This is a genomic window from Streptomyces sp. NPDC048277 (genome assembly GCF_040652235.1).
Classification (GTDB): Bacteria; Actinomycetota; Actinomycetes; order Streptomycetales; family Streptomycetaceae; genus Streptomyces.
In genome coordinates this window covers 80,123-97,281 of sequence record NZ_JBEZLQ010000019.1, presented here as the reverse complement: position 1 = coordinate 97,281, position 17,159 = coordinate 80,123, and the positions used below count along the sequence as shown (strand labels likewise).

Annotated in this window: 12 protein-coding genes; 7 read left to right on the top strand and 5 right to left on the bottom strand. The window is 71.7% G+C overall.

Annotated features, from left to right (window positions below):
• Positions 1–36: 36 nt before the first annotated feature.
• Both AB0D85_RS34605 and AB0D85_RS34600 read right to left on the bottom strand, forming a co-directional pair.
• A complete protein-coding gene (locus AB0D85_RS34605) occupies positions 37–825 on the bottom strand; it encodes a glucose 1-dehydrogenase (protein WP_362328956.1) in 789 nt (262 codons plus the stop codon).
• Positions 826–903: 78 nt separating this feature from the next.
• The gene (locus tag AB0D85_RS34600; RefSeq protein ID WP_362328954.1) at positions 904–1,923 is read right to left on the bottom strand and encodes an aspartate-semialdehyde dehydrogenase; all 1,020 of its coding nucleotides are present in this window, start codon (positions 1,921–1,923) and stop codon (positions 904–906) included.
• Positions 1,924–2,220: 297 nt separating this feature from the next.
• On the opposite strand from AB0D85_RS34600, the gene AB0D85_RS34595 reads away from it, so the two are divergent.
• Positions 2,221–2,754, top strand: a complete 534-nt coding sequence (locus AB0D85_RS34595; protein WP_362328952.1) for a sigma-70 family RNA polymerase sigma factor — start codon at positions 2,221–2,223, stop codon at positions 2,752–2,754.
• Positions 2,755–2,756: 2 nt separating this feature from the next.
• A complete protein-coding gene (locus AB0D85_RS34590) occupies positions 2,757–3,548 on the top strand; it encodes a hypothetical protein (protein WP_362328950.1) in 792 nt (263 codons plus the stop codon).
• 67 nt (positions 3,549–3,615) lie between these two features.
• Here the strand turns inward: AB0D85_RS34590 and AB0D85_RS34585 are convergent, their stop codons facing one another.
• Positions 3,616–6,930, bottom strand: coding sequence for a S8 family serine peptidase (locus tag AB0D85_RS34585; protein WP_362328948.1), 3,315 nt, complete (start codon positions 6,928–6,930; stop codon positions 3,616–3,618).
• Positions 6,931–7,140: 210 nt separating this feature from the next.
• Between AB0D85_RS34585 and AB0D85_RS34580 the strand changes: the two genes are divergently transcribed.
• The 5 genes from AB0D85_RS34580 (at position 7,141) to AB0D85_RS34560 (ending at position 13,209) form a co-directional block, all read left to right on the top strand.
• The gene (locus AB0D85_RS34580) at positions 7,141–7,605 is read left to right on the top strand and encodes an NUDIX hydrolase (RefSeq protein WP_362328946.1); all 465 of its coding nucleotides are present in this window, start codon (positions 7,141–7,143) and stop codon (positions 7,603–7,605) included.
• Positions 7,606–7,849: 244 nt separating this feature from the next.
• Positions 7,850–9,628: a TIGR03767 family metallophosphoesterase gene (locus AB0D85_RS34575; RefSeq protein WP_362328944.1), complete on the top strand. Its 1,779-nt coding sequence runs from the start codon at positions 7,850–7,852 to the stop codon at positions 9,626–9,628.
• A gap of 94 nt (positions 9,629–9,722) precedes the next feature.
• Positions 9,723–10,856 carry a serine hydrolase domain-containing protein gene (locus tag AB0D85_RS34570; protein WP_362328942.1) on the top strand — a complete coding sequence of 378 codons (1,134 nt, stop codon included), beginning with the start codon at positions 9,723–9,725 and terminating at the stop codon, positions 10,854–10,856.
• Positions 10,857–11,181: 325 nt separating this feature from the next.
• Entirely contained in the window at positions 11,182–12,384 is a 1,203-nt protein-coding gene (locus tag AB0D85_RS34565; RefSeq protein WP_362329144.1) for a glycosyltransferase, read from the top strand.
• Positions 12,385–12,705: 321 nt separating this feature from the next.
• Positions 12,706–13,209: a DinB family protein gene (locus AB0D85_RS34560; protein WP_362328940.1), complete on the top strand. Its 504-nt coding sequence runs from the start codon at positions 12,706–12,708 to the stop codon at positions 13,207–13,209.
• Between the two features lie 88 nt (positions 13,210–13,297).
• On the opposite strand, the gene AB0D85_RS34555 is transcribed toward AB0D85_RS34560, so the two are convergent.
• The gene (locus AB0D85_RS34555) at positions 13,298–14,347 is read right to left on the bottom strand and encodes a hypothetical protein (protein ID WP_362328938.1); all 1,050 of its coding nucleotides are present in this window, start codon (positions 14,345–14,347) and stop codon (positions 13,298–13,300) included.
• Positions 14,348–14,554: 207 nt separating this feature from the next.
• Entirely contained in the window at positions 14,555–17,134 is a 2,580-nt protein-coding gene (pepN, locus tag AB0D85_RS34550; protein WP_362328936.1) for an aminopeptidase N, read from the bottom strand.
• Between the last annotated feature and the right edge of the window lie 25 nt (positions 17,135–17,159).

Genomic DNA, 17,159 nt, shown 5'->3' with positions numbered 1-17,159 from the left:
CGAGGGAAATCCCCAGAGATCGCTTGGTCAGCGGCGTCAGGCCGCCGTCGTACCGCCGTCGACCGGCATGGCCGCGCCGGTGACGAACGAGGCGCGGTCGCTGCACAGCCACACCGCGGCCTCGGCGACCTCGGCGGGCCCGGCCATGCGTTTCTGCAGCGTCTCGCCCTCGAACCGCTCCCACAGTCCGGGCAGCTGCTCCAGGGCGCGGTCCATCATCTCCGTACGGGTGCTGCCGACCACCAGCGCGTTGACGCGGACGCCGCGCTCGGCGTACTCGGCCGCGGCGGCCCGGGTGAGCCCGAGGACCGCGTGCTTGGCGGCCACGTACGCCGCGGACGCGCCGGTGGCCCGCTGCCCCGCGACGCTGGAGGTGTTGACGATCGAGCCGCCGCCGCTTTCGAGCATCTCGGGGATCTGGCAGCGCAGGCAGTTCCAGACGCCGCGCACATTGACGTCCATGGTCCGCTCGTAGACGTCCTCGCCGGTCTCGTGCAGGTCGGTGCCGGCGGTGCCGTATCCGGCGTTGTTGAAGGCGCAGTCGAGACGGCCGAAGGTGTCGACGGCGGCGCGGACCACCCGCTCGGCGTGTCCGGCGGACACGATGTCCCCCGGCACGGCCAGGGCCCGGCCGCCGGCGGCGCCGATCTCCTCGACCAGCGCCGCCAGCCGCTCCGCACGCCGGGCCGTCACCACGACGGCCGCCCCCTCCCGGGCGAACAGCCGCGCGGCGGCCGCCCCGATCCCGCTGGACGCGCCGGTGATCATGGCGACCTTGCCGTCGAGGACACGTGAAGTACCGGAGACCGGCTGGGGGTTGGTCATGGTGGAGTGCCTCCCCCGTTCGGCGATCCCCATGCTGGAGAGACGCTCGAAAGCGGAAGGACTGCTTCAGTGGAAGGACTACTTCCCGGACAGCTCCGCCGCCACCAGCTCCGCGATCTGCACCGCGTTCAGCGCGGCGCCCTTGCGGAGGTTGTCGCTGGAGACGAACAGGGACAGCCCGTGCTCGACCGTCTCGTCACGGCGGATCCGGCCGACGTACGACGGGTCCTGGCCCGCCGCCTGCAGCGGGGTCGGGATGTCGGAGAGCTCCACGCCCGGCGCGTCGCCGAGGAGCTCGGTCGCGCGCTCCGGGCTGATCGGGCGGGCGAAACGGGCGTTGACCTGGAGGGAGTGACCGGAGAACACCGGGACCCGGACACAGGTGCCGGAGACCTTCAGCTCCGGGATCTCCAGGATCTTGCGGGACTCGTTGCGCAGCTTCTGCTCCTCGTCGGTCTCGTTCAGACCGTCGTCGACGAGGTTGCCGGCGAAGGGGAGGACGTTGAAGGCGATGGGGCGCTTGTAGACGCCGGGCTCCGGGAAGTCGACGGCCCCGCCGTCGTGGGTCAGCTTGTCCGCGTCGGCGACGACCTTCTGCGCCTGCCCGTGCAGCTCCGCGACGCCCGCGAGGCCCGAGCCGGACACCGCCTGGTAGGTGGCGACGACCAGCGCCGTGAGGCCGGCCTCCGCGTGCAGCGGCTTGAGGACCGGCATCGCGGCCATCGTGGTGCAGTTCGGGTTGGCGATGATGCCCTTGGGGCGGTCCGCGATCGCGTGCGGGTTCACCTCGGAGACGACGAGGGGGACCTCGGGGTCCTTGCGCCAGGCGGAGGAGTTGTCGATGACCACGGCACCCTGGGCGGCGACCTTCTCGGCCAGCGCCTTCGAGGTGGCCCCGCCCGCCGAGAACAGCACGATGTCCAGGCCGGTGTAGTCGGCGGTCGCCGCGTCCTCCACCGTCACACCGTCCAGCTCGGTCCCGGCCGAGCGCGCCGAGGCGAACAGCCGCAGCTCGGTGACCGGGAAGTCGCGCTCCGCGAGGATCCTGCGCATGACCGTGCCGACCTGACCGGTGGCTCCGACGATTCCGACCCTCACGGCTACTCCCTCTGCATACGTTGACGTGTGTCTGCGGCCTTTCCATCATGCGGCCGACCCGGGTCCGCCTGTCCAATTCTTTGCGCCCCATGCCCACCGACTGGACCAGCCGCCCCGTGGAACTCCCGCCCACACCCCCGCTGAGCTGCAGAAATTACCTCCACGTGGGCGTCGCACCGCAAGCTGTGCTGCGGCGCGCGCCGGTGTGACGTACGCCTCGGAAAAGTTTTCCGGGCGCCGGCCGAACGTTTCCGGGGGCCGCGGCGTCGTAGGGGAAACGCGGTGAGGGGGTGGGTTGTGCTGCGCAGAAAGGCCCGCCGCGCCCAGGGGGACCCGCACGGGGATCCCCTGGACGCGGACCAGGAGCGCCGGGTCCGGGCGGTGCTCGCGCTGGGCGGCGTACCGCAGGCGGACCTGCTGGACGGGGTACAGCAGGTACGCCTGCGGTTGCTGGAGCGGGCCGCGAACGGCCAGGAGGCGCCGCGGGACGTCTCGGCGTGGGCGGCGGTCGTCGCCTCCCACCTCGCCATGGACTGGCACCGCGCCAAACGCCGCCAGGAACGCATCGGCGAGCGGCTCGCCTCCCTCCGCCAGCCCGACCACGCCTCCGGCTCCGGCGAGGACAGCAGGCTGCTCTCCGTCGCCGTCGCCCGCGGCCTGGACGAACTGCCGGACGCCCAGCGCCAGATCCTCGTCCTGCGCTTCTACGCCGACCTGCCGGTGCGCGGGATAGCCGAGGAACTCGGCATCCCCGAGGGCACGGTCAAGAGCCGGCTGCACACGGCGGTACGGGCCCTGCGCGCCCGCCTGCACGAGGACGAGGTGGTGTGAGCATGACCGCCGAACACGACGGATACGACGACCGGGACGGGCGCGACGACCGGGATGACCGGGACGACCGGGACGGTCAGGGTGAGGACGTCGATGCTCTGTTCGCCGTTCTCATGGGCGGGCCGCTGTCCGACGGGCAGCGGGGCGACCCCGGTTTCATGGCCGAGTACCGGGCCGCCACCGCCGACGTGGCACTGCTGCGCGAGCAGCTCGGGATCATCGGGGACGCGCTTGCCGAGCCACCGGCTCCGGCGCCCGGCCCCCGCCCGGCCGCGCGCCGCAGGCGGTGGCAGCACCCCGGTGTCCGTTCCCTCGGCCTGGCCGGCGCCCTCGCCGCCGCGTTCGCCTCGGCCGTGTTCGGCATCGGCTGGCTCGTGGCGAACGGCGGGGAGGCCATGAAGGGGGACAGCAGCTCCGACAGCGCGGCCGGCAGCGCGGTGGCGAGCGCGCCGGCCAAGGAGTCGCTCAGCGGCCCCCGCTACCTGGCCTGCGCCCGGCTCGTCGTCGAGGGCACCGTGACCGGCGTGCACCGGATCCCGCACACCGGCACGGAACGCGTCACCCTGAAGGTGACCCGCGCCTACAAACCGGCGAAGACCGCCGCGGAGGTCGACGTCGTCTTCGGGGCCGGCACCGACGACCGGATCCGCGCGGGCGCCCGCCTCCTGGTCGGCGTCCCGGCCGGGCAGCAGGTTCCCGACCGGTACGCGGTCGGGGAGTCGGAGATCGCGCCGGAGCGGGCCCGGATCGTCCACGACCTGCCCGAGTCGCGCACCCTGACCTGCCGGAAGTGACGGCGAAGGGGCGGGCGCCCCGACAGGACGCCCGCCCCCCAGTACCGCCGTACGAGGGCCTGCCGACCTACGGCGTGACCTTCTCGATCTTCACGCTGCCGACGCCCGCGACCGTGCCGCGTGCGTCGACCAGCTGGACCTGTCCGAAGAACTCACGTCCCTCGGGGGCCGCCGCGGCCGCCGTGATCTGCCCGGTCACCGTGGCCGACGCACCCGTGCCGAGCCGGACCGGCGTCGAGCCGTCGACCGTGACACCGCCGAGCGCGGCGGAGAAGAACACGTCGCGGTAGTCGTAGTCGGTGCTGCCCGACGGGACCGAGTAGCCGACGACCTCGATCGTGTAGACCCCGGCGGCCGGCGTGGCGATGGAGACCGCCTCCTCCGAGTCGCCGTCGGCGGACTGCGCGACCTGCTTGCCGGACGCGTCGTACACGGTCAGGTCCAGGTCGGCGGCGGTGTCGGAGACGTTGCCGATGGCCACGTCCAGGGACTTCGCGCCCTCGGGCACGGTCACCGTCGTGGTCTGGGTCTCGCCCTCCTTGATCGAGGGGCGGGCCGTCTTCGAGGAGCCGAGCGGGCCGCCGACCAGCGTGCCGTCGAGCGCGGCGAACCTGTTGGTCACCTTCCAGGACGCGGTGACCGGGGTGCCCACCCCGGCCTCGGGCACGGTCACGGTCTCCGGGTCGAAGGCCGCGCCGAGCACGGTGACGTCCAGCTTGTAGGGGTTGTCGAGCAGCGGCGAGGTGCGGCGCGCCTCGACCTCGATCTCCCAGACGCCGGCCTGCGGGGCGGCGTACGCCCGCACGTCGGGCTTGCAGCCGTTGCCGTTGAGGTAGTTGTTGTAGCAGTACGGGGTACCGGTGTTGTCGACCGGAGTGCCGTACGGGTGGATGGCGATGAACCGCGTCTGGCTCTTGTCGGCGAGCCCGCTCATCGCGACTTCGAGGGAGGTGGCGCCCTCGGGCACGGTCACGAAGTACGACGTGGAGCTGTTGCGCTGCACCGAACTCGACGCGGAGTAGGTGTAGTCGACCGGAGCCGACACCACGACCGTGGTCAGGATCTGCTTGTCGACGCCCTCGGTCCGCCGGTCGTCGACCTCCAGGATCGCGGACTTGATGCCCGAACTCCGCGGCTGGGCCTGGACCTTGACCGTCACCGGCTGGTTCAGCGGAAGCTTCACCTCGTCAGGGCCGAGGATCTTGAAGGTGTGGTCCGCGTTGTTCTCGAAGGACAGCTCGTGCCGGATCGCCCGGTCCGCGCCGGAGGTCCGGGTGATCGTGACGTCGTAGGTCTTCTTCTGCCCGGCCTTCAGGCCGCCCTCACGGTCGTACAGGCCGGTGCCGTAGCCCGGAGTCTTGAGCGCGTGGTCGAGCGCGGTGTCGACCGGTGCCTTCACCGTGTAGTCGTGGGCGGTCGCGTGATCGCGGACGGACTCCCACGCGTCGACGACGTCGATCCGGCCCGCACCCTCCTCGTACGCCTGAACACCCTTGATGTGGTGGGCCGTCGAGGTCAGGGCGGTGCGCAGGTCGGCGGGGGAGAGGGCGATGCCCTTCTGCTTCGCGGCCGACAGGAGCAGCGCGCTCGCGCCCGCCGCCTGCGGGGACGCCATCGAGGTGCCCTGGAGCATCGAGTAGCCGGCCGGGAGCGAGTAACCCGCCTCGGCGACCGGGGAGCCCGGCAGCCAGGTCTGGGTGGTGTTGATCGCGGCGCCGGGCGCGACCAGCGTCGGCGTGAAGCCGCCGTCCTCGCGCGGTCCGCGGGAGGAGAAGGGCAGCAGCTGGTACTTCCTGGTCACCTGGGAGCCGTAGTTGGCGGCCCAGGTCTGCTTGGAGATGGCCGCGCCGACCGAGATGACCTTGTCGGCGAGTCCGGGGTCGCCGATCGTGTTGGCGCCCGGTCCGGAGTTGCCGGCCGAGATCACGAGCTGTACGCCGTAGGTGTCGATGAGGCGCGTGTACAGCTCCGCACGGGCGTTGTTGCCGTCGTTCAGCGCCGGGAGGCCGCCGATGGACATGTTGACGATGTCGACGCCGCGGTTGGCGACCAGGTCGATCATGCCCTCGGTGAGGGCGACGTTGGTGCAGCCGCCGGTCCAGGTGCAGGCGCGGGAGGAGACGATCTTCGCGCCGGGGGCCGCGCCGTTCATCTTCCCGCCGAACAGGCCGTTGGCGGCGGTGATGCCGGCGACGTGGGTGCCGTGCTCGGACTCGATGACGCCGATGTTGACGTAGTCGGCCTTGGCGCCCGAGGAGTTGTAGACGACGTCCTTGCGGATCTCGACGACGAACGGGACGCGCTCGACGACGTCGGTCGCCGGGTTGTCGGTACCGAAGTAGCCGACCTGGAAGCCGTCCTTGTACGGCTTCATCGGCACGTCGTCGGTGAAGTCGAGGTTGTCGTTGGTGTCCACGCGCACGGTGCCGGAGGCCGGGTCGTACAGCACGCCCCAGGCGTCCGTGGTGTCCCCGTCGCGGTTGAGGTCGCCCTGCTCGTCGCCGCCGGTGGTGGCGGACTCGTACATGTAGTTGAACCGGTACGAACCCTCGGGCGCCTTGAACGTCTCCGTACCCTGACTGGCGGTGGTGATGGAGAACGCGGGGCCCGAGACCCCGGTCGTCATCCGCCGCCAGGTGCCGTCGCCGTCGTTGACCGGGTCGGTCGCCGTCACCCAGTCGACGATCTTCCGCTCGCCGGTGGTGGTCCTCTGCAGCGCCGGGTGGCCGAGGTCCACGCCGGAGTCGAGGATGCCGATGGTGATGCCCCGGCCGTCCGCCTTCGGGTGCGCCTTGACGAAATCGACGGCGCCCGTCTCGAAGGAGGGGTTGTACGGGTTCTCGGCGGGGGTGTTCCTGCCGGGGCCGGAGTAAGTGGTCTTCGCGCCCTGGGACTTGGCGCCCTGGGCGGTGTCCGCGCTCGGCGTCGGGTCGTCGAGCGCGATCTCCTGCCGCAGGTCGATGGCGTGCACGGAGGACAGCTTCGCGGCGGCGGCGATGGCCGAGTCGGCCCTGCCGGTCGGCACCGTGGCGCGGACGTAGCCGACCTTGTCGTAGGTCCTGCCCACGATGCCGCCCTTGACCGCGTCCAGCTCCGCCGCGACCTGTTCGGTCTGCCCCGGCGCGGTCGCGATCATCATCGTGACGTTCTTGGCGCCGTCGGCCTTGGCCTCGGCGAGCAGGGCGGCGTCGTCCGAACCGAGCTTGGCGTGGGCCGACTTGGCGCCGGGGTCCGCGGTGGTGACCGCGGGGGAGGGCGTCGCCGCGGCGGCCAGGGGGATCGGCCCGGCGGCGGAGAGCGCGGCCACGACACCGACGGCGACGGCGATCCGGCCCAGGCGTCTGTGGCCCGGTATCGGGTCGTGCTGGGGGGTGAGGGTCATCTGCATCCCTTGTAGGTAAAGGAACGAGCATGGGACGACCGGAACTTGGTCAAGTACCGGTGCGTGAGCGCACAGCTTTCCCCAAGAGAACGCCCTTTTGGGAACGTTGACCGAATCGATATGAACGTATGGGGAAAACCCCCGGTCTGTGTCCTTGTCGTACGGGGAAATCGCGTTGGCCTCCGCCGTTCCACCCTCTAACGTGCGGATGTGCGCGAGAAGCTGAGGGTGGCGGCCTACGCCGTGTGCGTCCGTGACGGACAGATCCTGCTCGCCAGGTCACCCGCCGACGACGGCACCCCCGAGTGGGTCCTGCCCGGCGGCGGCATGGAGCACGGCGAGGACCCCTACGACACGGTCCGCCGCGAACTCTTCGAGGAGACCGGCTACCGCATCGAGGTGACCGGGCTGCTCGGTATCGACTCCCTCCGCCAGCACTTCCCCGGCGACGGGCTGCTGCGCCCCGCCACCGACCACCACGGCGTGCGGATCATCTACACCGGCGAGATCGTCGGCGGCGAGCTGCGCAACGAGGTGAACGGCTCCACCGACCTGGCCGCCTGGCAGGATCTGGACGCCGTACCCGGCCTCCGGCACATCCGGCTGATCGACGTGGCCCTGCGGCTGTGGCGGGAGCGGCCGGCCGCGGGGCGCTTTGCAGAAGAGCAGTCGTAAGCGCCGGAGACCCTCCCCTACCCCGGCAGATGAACGCGGAGTAGCCGCACCCCGGCCGCCCGTAATCCGCTCCATGACCGGTCCCCACCTCACCTGATCCACGTACGGTGATCGGCGCTGCACGTTGCCGCGTCGTTCACGCGCAGGTCACCCCCGGTGCCAACGATCCCAAGTGAGCGGGAAGTTCGCGGAAGCGATCGCCCGCGACCACTGCCGACGCGTTCGCACCCGGGGAGATCGCGCCATGTCGCGCATACGCTCAGTTGCCACCTCCGCCGCCCAGCAGGGCCGGGAGGCACTGGAGATCAACCGCCGTACCGTGCTCGCCGCCGCCGGAGCCGTCTCGCTCTCCGCGGGCGTCGGCTACGCCCTGCGCCCCACCGACAGCCAGGCCGCTCCCGCGGTCACCGAGGAGCAGGAGCCGGTCGCCGAGGGCCGCAAGGCCGCCGCGGGCGCCCTCGTGCCGTACACCAAGGGCACCACCCTCGCCTCCGTCGCCGCGCCCCGGAACAGCTCCGGGTACCGGCGCCTCGGCGACGGCGCCGGCTGGAAGCGCATGCTGCGCTCCGACCTGGCCGCCGCCAAGTCCGGCCGGGAGAACCGCCGTACCGCCCTGGCCGCGTTCGTGCAGTTCACCGACCTGCACCTGATGGACGTCCAGCACCCGCTGCGCCTGGAGTACCTGCGCGCCCACGACCCGCACGCCTGGCGCCCGCACGAGGCGCTCACCGTGCCCGGCGCGATCTCCCTCGTCGAGCGGGTGAACGCGCTGCGCGGCGCCCCGGTCACCGGCTCCCCGCTGCACTTCGTGATGACGACCGGCGACAACACCGACAACAACGCCCACTCCGAACTGGAGTGGTACATGAAGGTGATGAGCGGCGGCCGGATCACCCCGAACACCGGTGACCCCAAGCACTACGAGGGCGTGCAGAGCAGCGGGCTGAAGCTCTACTGGCAGGCCTCCGCCACCCTCCGCGACCACGACAAGGCGCTCGGCTTCCCGCACCTCGCGGGCTTCCTGGCCGCCGCGATCCGCGAGGTGAAGAGCCCCGGCCTCAACCTGCCCTGGTACTCCACCGTCGGCAACCACGACGCCCTGCCGCTCGGCTGCTTCGGCTCGCACGCCGACCCCTACCTCGCCGCGGCCGCGATCGGCGGCAAGAAGCTGATGACGGCGACCGACGCCGAGGCCAAGAAGCTCCAGGACACCATCCGCAAGGCCCAGGACCCCAAGGGCAGCGGCTACCGCGACTTCCTGAAGGCCCACGCGCGCTCCACGCGCTCGGTGACGGCGGACGAGAAGCGCGCCCCGTACACGGCGGCGGACTACCTGAAGGCGCACCTGGACCCGGCCTACCAGGGCCTGGGCCCGGTCGGCCACGGCTACTCCACCGCCAACGTGGACGCGGGCACCCAGTACTACGCCTTCCGCATCTCCGACGACGTCATCGGCATCAGCCTCGACACGACGGACGCGGGCGGCCACTACGACGGGTCGATCGGCACCGCCCAGCTGAACTGGCTCGACAAGACCCTGACGGAGAACAAGGACTCCTACGCGGTCGTCTTCAGCCATCACACCAGCCAGACGATGACCAACACCCGCCCCGACCCGGCGCACCCGGGCGAGCGCCGCCACACGGGCGCCGAGCTGGTCACCCTCCTCAACCGTCACGCCAATGTGCTGGCCTGGGTGAACGGCCACATCCACCGCAACCTCATCACCCCGCACACCGCCTCGAACGGCCGCTCCTTCTGGGAGATCACCACGGCCTCCCACGTCGACTACCCCCAACTGGCCCGGATCGTCGAGCTGGTGGACAACAAGGACGGCACGATCTCGCTCTTCACGACCCTGATCGAGTCGGCCGCCCCGCACCGCACCGACTTCTCCGACCTCTCCCAGACCGGCCTCGCGGCCCTCTACCGCGAACTTGCCTTCAACGCCCCCGGCTCCAGCAAGGTCCTGGGCGGCGACCCGGCGGACCGGAACACGGAACTGGTCCTGAAAAAGGGCTGATACTCACTCAACCGGCCCACGGCCGGGCAACCTCGCCGATCAGGGCGAAGTCCCCTCCCCCGACCGAGTTCGACGACTCAGTTGGGGGAGAGACATGTACGTACGTACGACGCTGGTGGCGGCCACGGCGCTGGCCCTGTCGGCAGCCCTGGCGGCACCGGCCCTGGCGGCACCCGCCGCCGGCCACGCGGCCACCCGCGAGGCGGTTCGGGCCGCGGTCGCGGCGGGCGTGACCGGGGTGACGGCGACGGCCCGGGACGCACACGGCAGCTGGTCGACGACGGCCGGCGTGGGCGACACGCGGACCGGCGCGCCGCGTTCCCCGTACGACCGCTACCGGGTCGGCAGCATCACGAAGACCTTCGTGGCCACCGTGCTCCTCCAGCTGGAGGCGGAGGGCCGCCTGTCGCTCGACGACACGGTGGACAGGTGGCTGCCGGGTGTGGTGACCGGCAACGGCAACGACGGTCGCCGTATCACCGTCCGCCAGCTCCTCAACCACACCAGCGGCATCTTCAACTACACGGCGGACGACGACTTCGGCCGCACCTACTTCCTGGCGGACGGCTTCCTCCGGCACCGCTACGACACGCTGACGCCCGCCGCACTGGTGGCGATCGCGATGAAGCACAGGCCGGCCTTCGCCCCGGGCACGAGCTGGGCGTACTCCAACACGAACTACGTCCTGGCGGGCATGGTGATCAAGGCGGTGACGGGCCACCCGTACGCCGAGGAGATCACCAACCGGGTGATCAGGCCCCTCCGCCTCACCGGCACGTCCCTCCCCGGCACCCGCACCACCGTCCCCCGCCCGAGCAGCCGCGCCTACTCGAAACTGGCGGAGACCGCGACCGGCCCGACCTACGACGTCACCGCCCTCAACCCCTCCATGGCCTCCTCGGCGGGCGAGATGATCTCCACCTCGTCCGACCTGACCCGCTTCTACGAGGCCCTGCTGGCCGGCCGCCTCCTCCCTCCGCACCAGCTGAAGGAGATGAAGACCACGACCCCGGTCCCCGGCGACCCCAACAGCGCCTACGGCCTCGGCCTGATCGACCACACCCTCTCCTGCGGGCTGCACGTCTGGGGCCACGACGGCGGCATCCACGGCTCCTCCTCCACCGCGGCCACCACCGCCGACGGCCGCCACGCCCTGGCCCTGAACTACAACGCGGACTGGACGGGCGACCCGGAGACGGTGATCGAGGCGGAGTTCTGCGGGGGCTGAGCCCCGGCGCTCCCGTACCGTCGTACATTCGGGTACCGCTCTTGCCGTTTTTTTGCCGTGAACCCCGCTGGCCGAGGGGCTGTCACCGTCCCGAGCGCCGCCACGAAAGCGCAGGTCAGCGGGGTGGCAACGACGGTGAGCGAGCGACCGGATCGATGGCGTGTCCGGCGCTCGCCGTGTAAACGCAGCCGACTCCGACACGAGACACTCCGTTCATCCGAATGAAACGTCCGTACCGCCTCATATCGGCTAACCCGAGGATCCCGGGGATGGCTCGATATGGTGCAAGGCTGGTGATCGTGTGGGCGCTCGGCTCGGACTTCGTGTGCTCTCGGTCTACGAGGGCTTTTTCTCCGGGGGAGCCCGGATCGTGCACAGTGATGTGCTGCTGGGCCTGGTGGAGGGCGGCCAGCAGTGGCATCGCGTGCTGAGTGTGCATGGCGAGGTCCACCGGGAAGCCACTACACAACGCATGGAGGACGACGCCTGCTACCGCGCGCTCACGGCCGGTGGCATCGAGGTCTCCTCCCTCGGCCGCAGCGCGGGCCTGGTGGACGGCACCGTCGCCGCGTCGGTGTTCAGCGGGCCCGAACTGGCCGACACGGCCCGCGCCATGGCCGGCGCGGACGTGATCCTCTCGCTGAAGGAGCAGCCGCTGGCGCTGCTGAACCAGGGCGGGCTGCCGCGCCGGCCCGTCGTGGTCTGCCTGCACCGGTCCGACCCGGAGAACCAGGGGCCGGCGCTCGACGAGCTGAAGGCCGCCATCGCCGACGGGACGGTCGTGGCCTGCGTCTGCTGCGCCGAGTCGACCCGGGACGCGTACGAGGCGGCCGGTATCCCCGGCGAGCTGCTGCACGTGATCCCGAACGGCGTCGACCTGCTGCGCTTCCGGCCGGACGCGGCGGTACGGCTCGCGTTCCGCGAGTCCCTCGGCATCCCCGCCACCGCCCCCGTCGTCGTCTTCGCCGCCCGGTACGCCGGGATGAAGAACGTGCCGCTCTTCCTGCGGGCCGCCAGGGCGTGGCTGGCCCGTGAGGGCGGCGGGCACGTGGTCATGTGCGGCGCCGGCATGACCGAGGACAACCCCGCGCTCTGGGCCGACATCGAGGTCGCGTTCGGCGCGGACCGGGGCGCCCTCGGCGACCGGCTGCACCTGCTCGGCGTACGGCACGACATGGAGGCCGTCTACGCCGGCTCCGACGTCGTCGCCCTCACCTCCGCCTCCGGCGAGGCGGCGCCGCTCTGCCTCATCGAGGGCATGATGTGCGGCGCGGTCCCGGTGACGACCGACGTCGGCGACAGCGCGTCGATCGTGGAAGGGCACGGGTTCGTGACGCCCTTCGACCCGGACGCGATCGCCTTCGCCTGGTCGGCGGCCGTCGCCGACCGGGAGACCTTCGCTCCGGCACTGGCCGCGAGCCGCGAGCGGTTCAGCCGCACACGGATGATCGCCGCCTACGCCGACCTGCTCGACCACGTCGTCGGCGACGTACGCGACGAACTGCGCCCGGGCGTCAGCGGCCAGTAGACATCACCACGCCATCCGCCCCGCCCGCCCCACCGAGGTGCGGGCGGGGCCGGCCAGCCCCCCGGGCAGCGGACCGGAGGAGTTGGGCCCGGGTGCCGATGCCGCGTCCGCGGGCCTCTGACATGAAGCCGGCCGCCGGGCCCTCGGGTCCGGTGCCGACGGCCAACTGGCCGCCGTCCGGGCCGGGAAGACCGTTCTCCGCCCGGCGGCGCCGGAGCCGGCCGGGATCCGACTGGCCGAACCGGCGGAAGCGGACCGTCCCTGCCGACGCACGCCCACTGATTTGACGGCGGGGTGTGGCGTCCCGGATCGTTCCCGCTGATGACACGTAGCGACACGCCTCCCACCTGGGACGAGTACACCCAGCTGACCACCTTCCTCGACTACGCCCGGGACACCGCCCGGGCCAAGTGCGAGGGAGTCCCGGCCGAGGACGCCCGCCGGGCCCCGCTGCCGGACTCCCCGCTGATGACCCTCTCCGGGCTGATCAACCACCTGCGATGGGTGGAGTACTACTGGTTCCAGGTGGTGTTCCTCGGCGAGGAGGACGAGGCCCCCTGGACCGACGAGGACCCCGACCGCGAGATGCGCATCGCGCTCGGCCTCCCGCTGGAGCAGCTGCTGGCGGAGTACGCGGAACAGAGCGCCCGCTACCGGGAGCTGGTCGCCTCGGCCGATCTCGACACGACCGCGAAGACCGCCGTGCGCGACGGCCGCCACCCCGATCTGCGCTGGATCCTGCTCCACCTGATCGAGGAGACGTCCCGGCACAACGGCCACCTCGACATCGTGCGGGAACTGCTCGACGGCAGCACCGGCCGCTGAGCCGTCGTACCGGCGGCATGCGGAGGGGCCGTCGGTCCCCCTCCGGACCGGCGGCCCCTCCGCTCCCCTCCTGGTGTCCCGACCCCCCTTATCGGGGCAGCACCACGACATACGCGGCCGGATCGCGGTCGCCGGCCGCCATCAGGGCCGTACGGATCACCGCCGCCTGCTGCTCCGCCGAGTCGCGGAGCTTCCGCGGGGTGACGTGGACGACCGTGATGCCCAGCCGCTCCAGGTGCTCCCGCTTGCGCGCGTATTCGGACCACAGCGCGTCGTCCTCCTGCCGGTCGCCCTGGCGCGGTGCGCGGGTGTCCAGTTCGACGGCGACCGCCTGCTCGGGCCAGTAGGCGTCCAGGCCGCCCAGGTGGGGGCCGCCCGGCAGCCTCAGGTCCACGTTCCAGACCGGGTCGGGGAGGCCGTGCTCGTGGACCATGCGGTAGAGGCGGTCCTCCGCGATCGCACGGCCCTCGGCGACCAGGGAGTCCACCGCGTCCACCACATGCGGGCGCGACAGCAGCTTCGCCCGGTTCAACTCCCGTACCACCGCCGCCGGTTCGCAGTGGTGCCCGCGTACCGCCTCGGTCAGCAGCCGGCGTACCGCCTCCCCGTCGGCCAGTTCCGCCACCGCGTCCGCGAGGGCACGGGGGACCGGCGCGACCGGGAGGCCCGTCACCGGCTCGGGGGCCGGCAGGGCCGCGGTGCGGATCACGCGGACGTAGGAGGTGGAGCGCAGCCGGCGCAGCCGGGGGACCAGGACGTCCACGTGGTCCAGGGACAGCAGCGGCGGGGTGGCGGAGAAGCCGTGCAGGGTCAGCGCCGCCAGCCCCGTGATCATCGTCTCGGCGTAGACCGGGCGGTGCGGGGAGTCCGGGGCCGGCTGGGCCGGGACGCCCGGGGCGGACTCGCGGGCCGCGAACAGCAGGGCCCCGTGCAGGCGTTCCTCGCTGGTGGGCGGGCCGGGGTGGAGCATGACCACGCCCGGCAGGAGTTGTTGCCAGGGGCCTCCTGGCCGGCACTGCTCGGCGATCTCGTTGGCCGTGACGCCGTGGGAGCGGAGCTGGGCCGTCGTCAGCACCCGGCGGCGGACGTCGGAGAGGTGACGGAGGGGGCGGGGGGAGAGTGGGGTGTTGTGGGTCATGGCCGGGAGATTCCCGTGTCCGGTCTGCCCCGTAACCGGTGTTACGCGTTCGTCGATGAATGCGGACAACACCGGACTAAAGGACGGGTGTTCGGATGCCGAGTAGGCGACGAAAACCCCTGGTCCGATCGGGTGCGGACCAGGGGTTACGGTCATGATTGACTGAATTGCGTAACGGTCACCCGACGGGAGACCTCAGGCCAAAGGTCAACCGGTGATTGCCGCCGCGTCGCACTCCTGGCCGCGCAGCGTCCGCGCCAGGTCGTCCCGGGCCTCCAGCACCAGCCGGCGCAGCGCCGGGGCCGCGTCCGCGTGGGCCGCCAGCCACGCGTCCGTCGCCTCCAGCGTCTGCGGACGGTCCTGGTACGCCGGATACAGACCCCGGACCACATCCATGCCGATCTGGATCGAGCGGTCCTCCCACACCCGGGCGATCACCTCGAAGTACCTCTCCGCGTACGGTGCGAGGAGCTCCCGCTGCGAGGACTGCGCGAAGCCCGCGATCGTCGCCTCCACCAGCGCGTTGGACAGCGCCTCCGACTCCACGACCTGGGCCCACGCCTGCGCCTTCACGGCCGCCGAGGGACGGGCGGCCAGACAGCGCACCTGGTGGCGCTTGCCGGACGCCGTGTCGTCCCGGGCCAGTTCGGCCGCCAGCACCGACTCGTCGGCCGCGCCGTGCGCCGCCAGGGGTTCGAGGAAGGCCCAGCGCAGCTCCTGGTCGACGTCCAGGCCGTCGATCGTCGCCGTACCGGCCAGCAGCTCCCGCAGCAGGCCGAGGTCGGCCCCGTCCGAGGCCGCCGACGCGAAGAACCGCGCCCAGGCCAGCTGGTGCTCGCTGCCCGGCTCCGCCTGCCGCAGCTCCCGCAGGGCGCCCTCGGAGAGCAGCCGCCCGGCCGTCTCCCGCCACTGCGGCGCCACATAGTGCACCAGCGCCGTCTCCGCCCACGCCTGGAGCATCTGCAGCACACCGATGTCCGACTCGCGGCCCGCGAACCGCAGCACCAGGTCGACGAAGTCCCGGGCCGGCAGCAGCGCGTCCCGGGTCAGGTTCCACAGCGCCGACCAGCACAGGGCCCGGGCCAGCGGGTCGGTCAGGGCGCCCAGGTGGTCCCGGAGCGTCGCCAGCGAGGTGTCGTCGAAGCGGATCTTGCAGTACGTGAGGTCGTCGTCGTTGACCAGGACCAGTTCCGGCGCCTCGGCCCCGGCCAGCTCCGCGATCAGCGTGCGCGGGCCGTCGACGTCCGCCTCCACGCGCGCGTACCGCTTCAGAGCGCCCTCGGCCGTACGGCCGTAGAGGCCGATCGCGACCCGGTGCGGACGCAGCTCGGGGTGCGACTCGGCGGCCTCCTGCAGCACCGCCAGCTCGGCCACCCGGCCGTCGGCGTCCAGCAGCACCTGCGGGGTCAGCGAGTTCACCCCCGCCGTCTGCAGCCACTTGCCCGCCCACGCGCTCATGTCCCGGCCGCTGGTCTCCTCCAGGACCGACAGCAGATCACCGAGCCGGGTGTTGCCGTACGCGTTGCGCTTGAAGTAGCGGCGGGCGCCCTCCAGGAACGCGTCCTGGCCGACGTACGCCACGAGCTGCTTCAGCACGCTCGCGCCCTTCGCGTACGTGATGCCGTCGAAGTTGAGCTTGGCGTCCTGAAGGTCGCGGATGTCGGCCGTGATCGGGTGCGTGGAGGGCAGCTGGTCGGCGCGGTACGCCCACGCCTTGCGGCGGTTGGCGAAGGTGGTCCACGCGTTCTGGAAGCGGGTGGCGCCGACGTTCGCGAACGTGCCCATGAAGTCCGCGAAGGACTCCTTCAGCCACAGGTCGTCCCACCACACCATGGTGACCAGGTCGCCGAACCACATGTGCGCCATCTCGTGCAGGATGACGTTGGCCCGCGCCTCGTACGACGCCTGCGTCACCTTGCCGCGGAAGATGTACTCCTCCCGGAACGTCACCAGACCCGGGTTCTCCATCGCGCCGAGGTTGTACTCGGGCACGAACGCCTGGTCGTACTTCCCGAACGGGTACGGGTAGTCGAAGTGCTCGTGGAAGAAGTCCAGGCCCTGCTTGGTGACCAGGAAGACGTCGTCGGCGTCGAAGTAGGGGGCCAGGCCCTTGCGGCACATCGCGCCGAGCGGGATGTCGAGGGTCGTCCCGTCGGGGAACGTCCGGGAGTAGGAGTCCGTCACGTAGTGGTACGGCCCCGCCACCACACACGTGATGTACGTCGAGATGGGCTTCGTCTCCGCGAACCGCCAGACGCCGTCCGCGAGTTCACCGGCCCCGTTGCTCCACACCGTCCACTCCTCGGGCGCCCGCACCTCGAAGCGGAACGGCGCCTTGAGGTCCGGCTGCTCGAAGTTGGCGAACACCCGGCGGGAGTCGGCCGGCTCGTACTGCGTGTAGAGGTAGACCTCGCCGTCCTCGGGGTCGACGAAGCGGTGCAGGCCCTCGCCGGTGCGGGAGTAGGCGCACTGCGCGTCCACCACCAGCTCGTTCTCCGCGGCCAGGTCCTCCAGGGCGATCCGGGTGCCGTCGAAGACCTCGCCCGGGTCGAGGTCCTTCCCGTTGAGCGTCACGGCGGTCACGGCCGGGGCGACCAGGTCGGCGAAGCTCGACGCGCCCGGCTCGTTGCACCGGAAGCGGATCGTGGTGACCGAGCGGAAGGTGCGCGGCCCGGCCCGCTCCTCGCCGACCGCGGACCGCACGTCCAGCGACACGTCGTACCCGTCGACGGACAGCAGGGCGGCCCGCTCCCGGGCCTCGTCGCGGGACAGATTCTCACCGGGCACGGGCGGCACTCCCTCGTCGTCGATA

Bases quoted from the DNA above. Each gene is read 5' to 3' on its own strand.
- AB0D85_RS34585 (WP_362328948.1), bottom strand. From the start codon at position 6,930: ATGACCCTCACCCCCCAGCACGACCCGATACCGGGCCACAGACGCCTG.
- AB0D85_RS34560 (WP_362328940.1), top strand. From the start codon at position 12,706: ATGACACGTAGCGACACGCCTCCCACCTGGGACGAGTACACCCAGCTG.
- AB0D85_RS34570 (WP_362328942.1), top strand. From the start codon at position 9,723: ATGTACGTACGTACGACGCTGGTGGCGGCCACGGCGCTGGCCCTGTCG.
- AB0D85_RS34575 (WP_362328944.1), top strand. From the start codon at position 7,850: ATGTCGCGCATACGCTCAGTTGCCACCTCCGCCGCCCAGCAGGGCCGG.
- AB0D85_RS34590 (WP_362328950.1), top strand. From the start codon at position 2,757: ATGACCGCCGAACACGACGGATACGACGACCGGGACGGGCGCGACGAC.
- AB0D85_RS34605 (WP_362328956.1), bottom strand. From the start codon at position 825: ATGACCAACCCCCAGCCGGTCTCCGGTACTTCACGTGTCCTCGACGGC.
- AB0D85_RS34555 (WP_362328938.1), bottom strand. From the start codon at position 14,347: ATGACCCACAACACCCCACTCTCCCCCCGCCCCCTCCGTCACCTCTCC.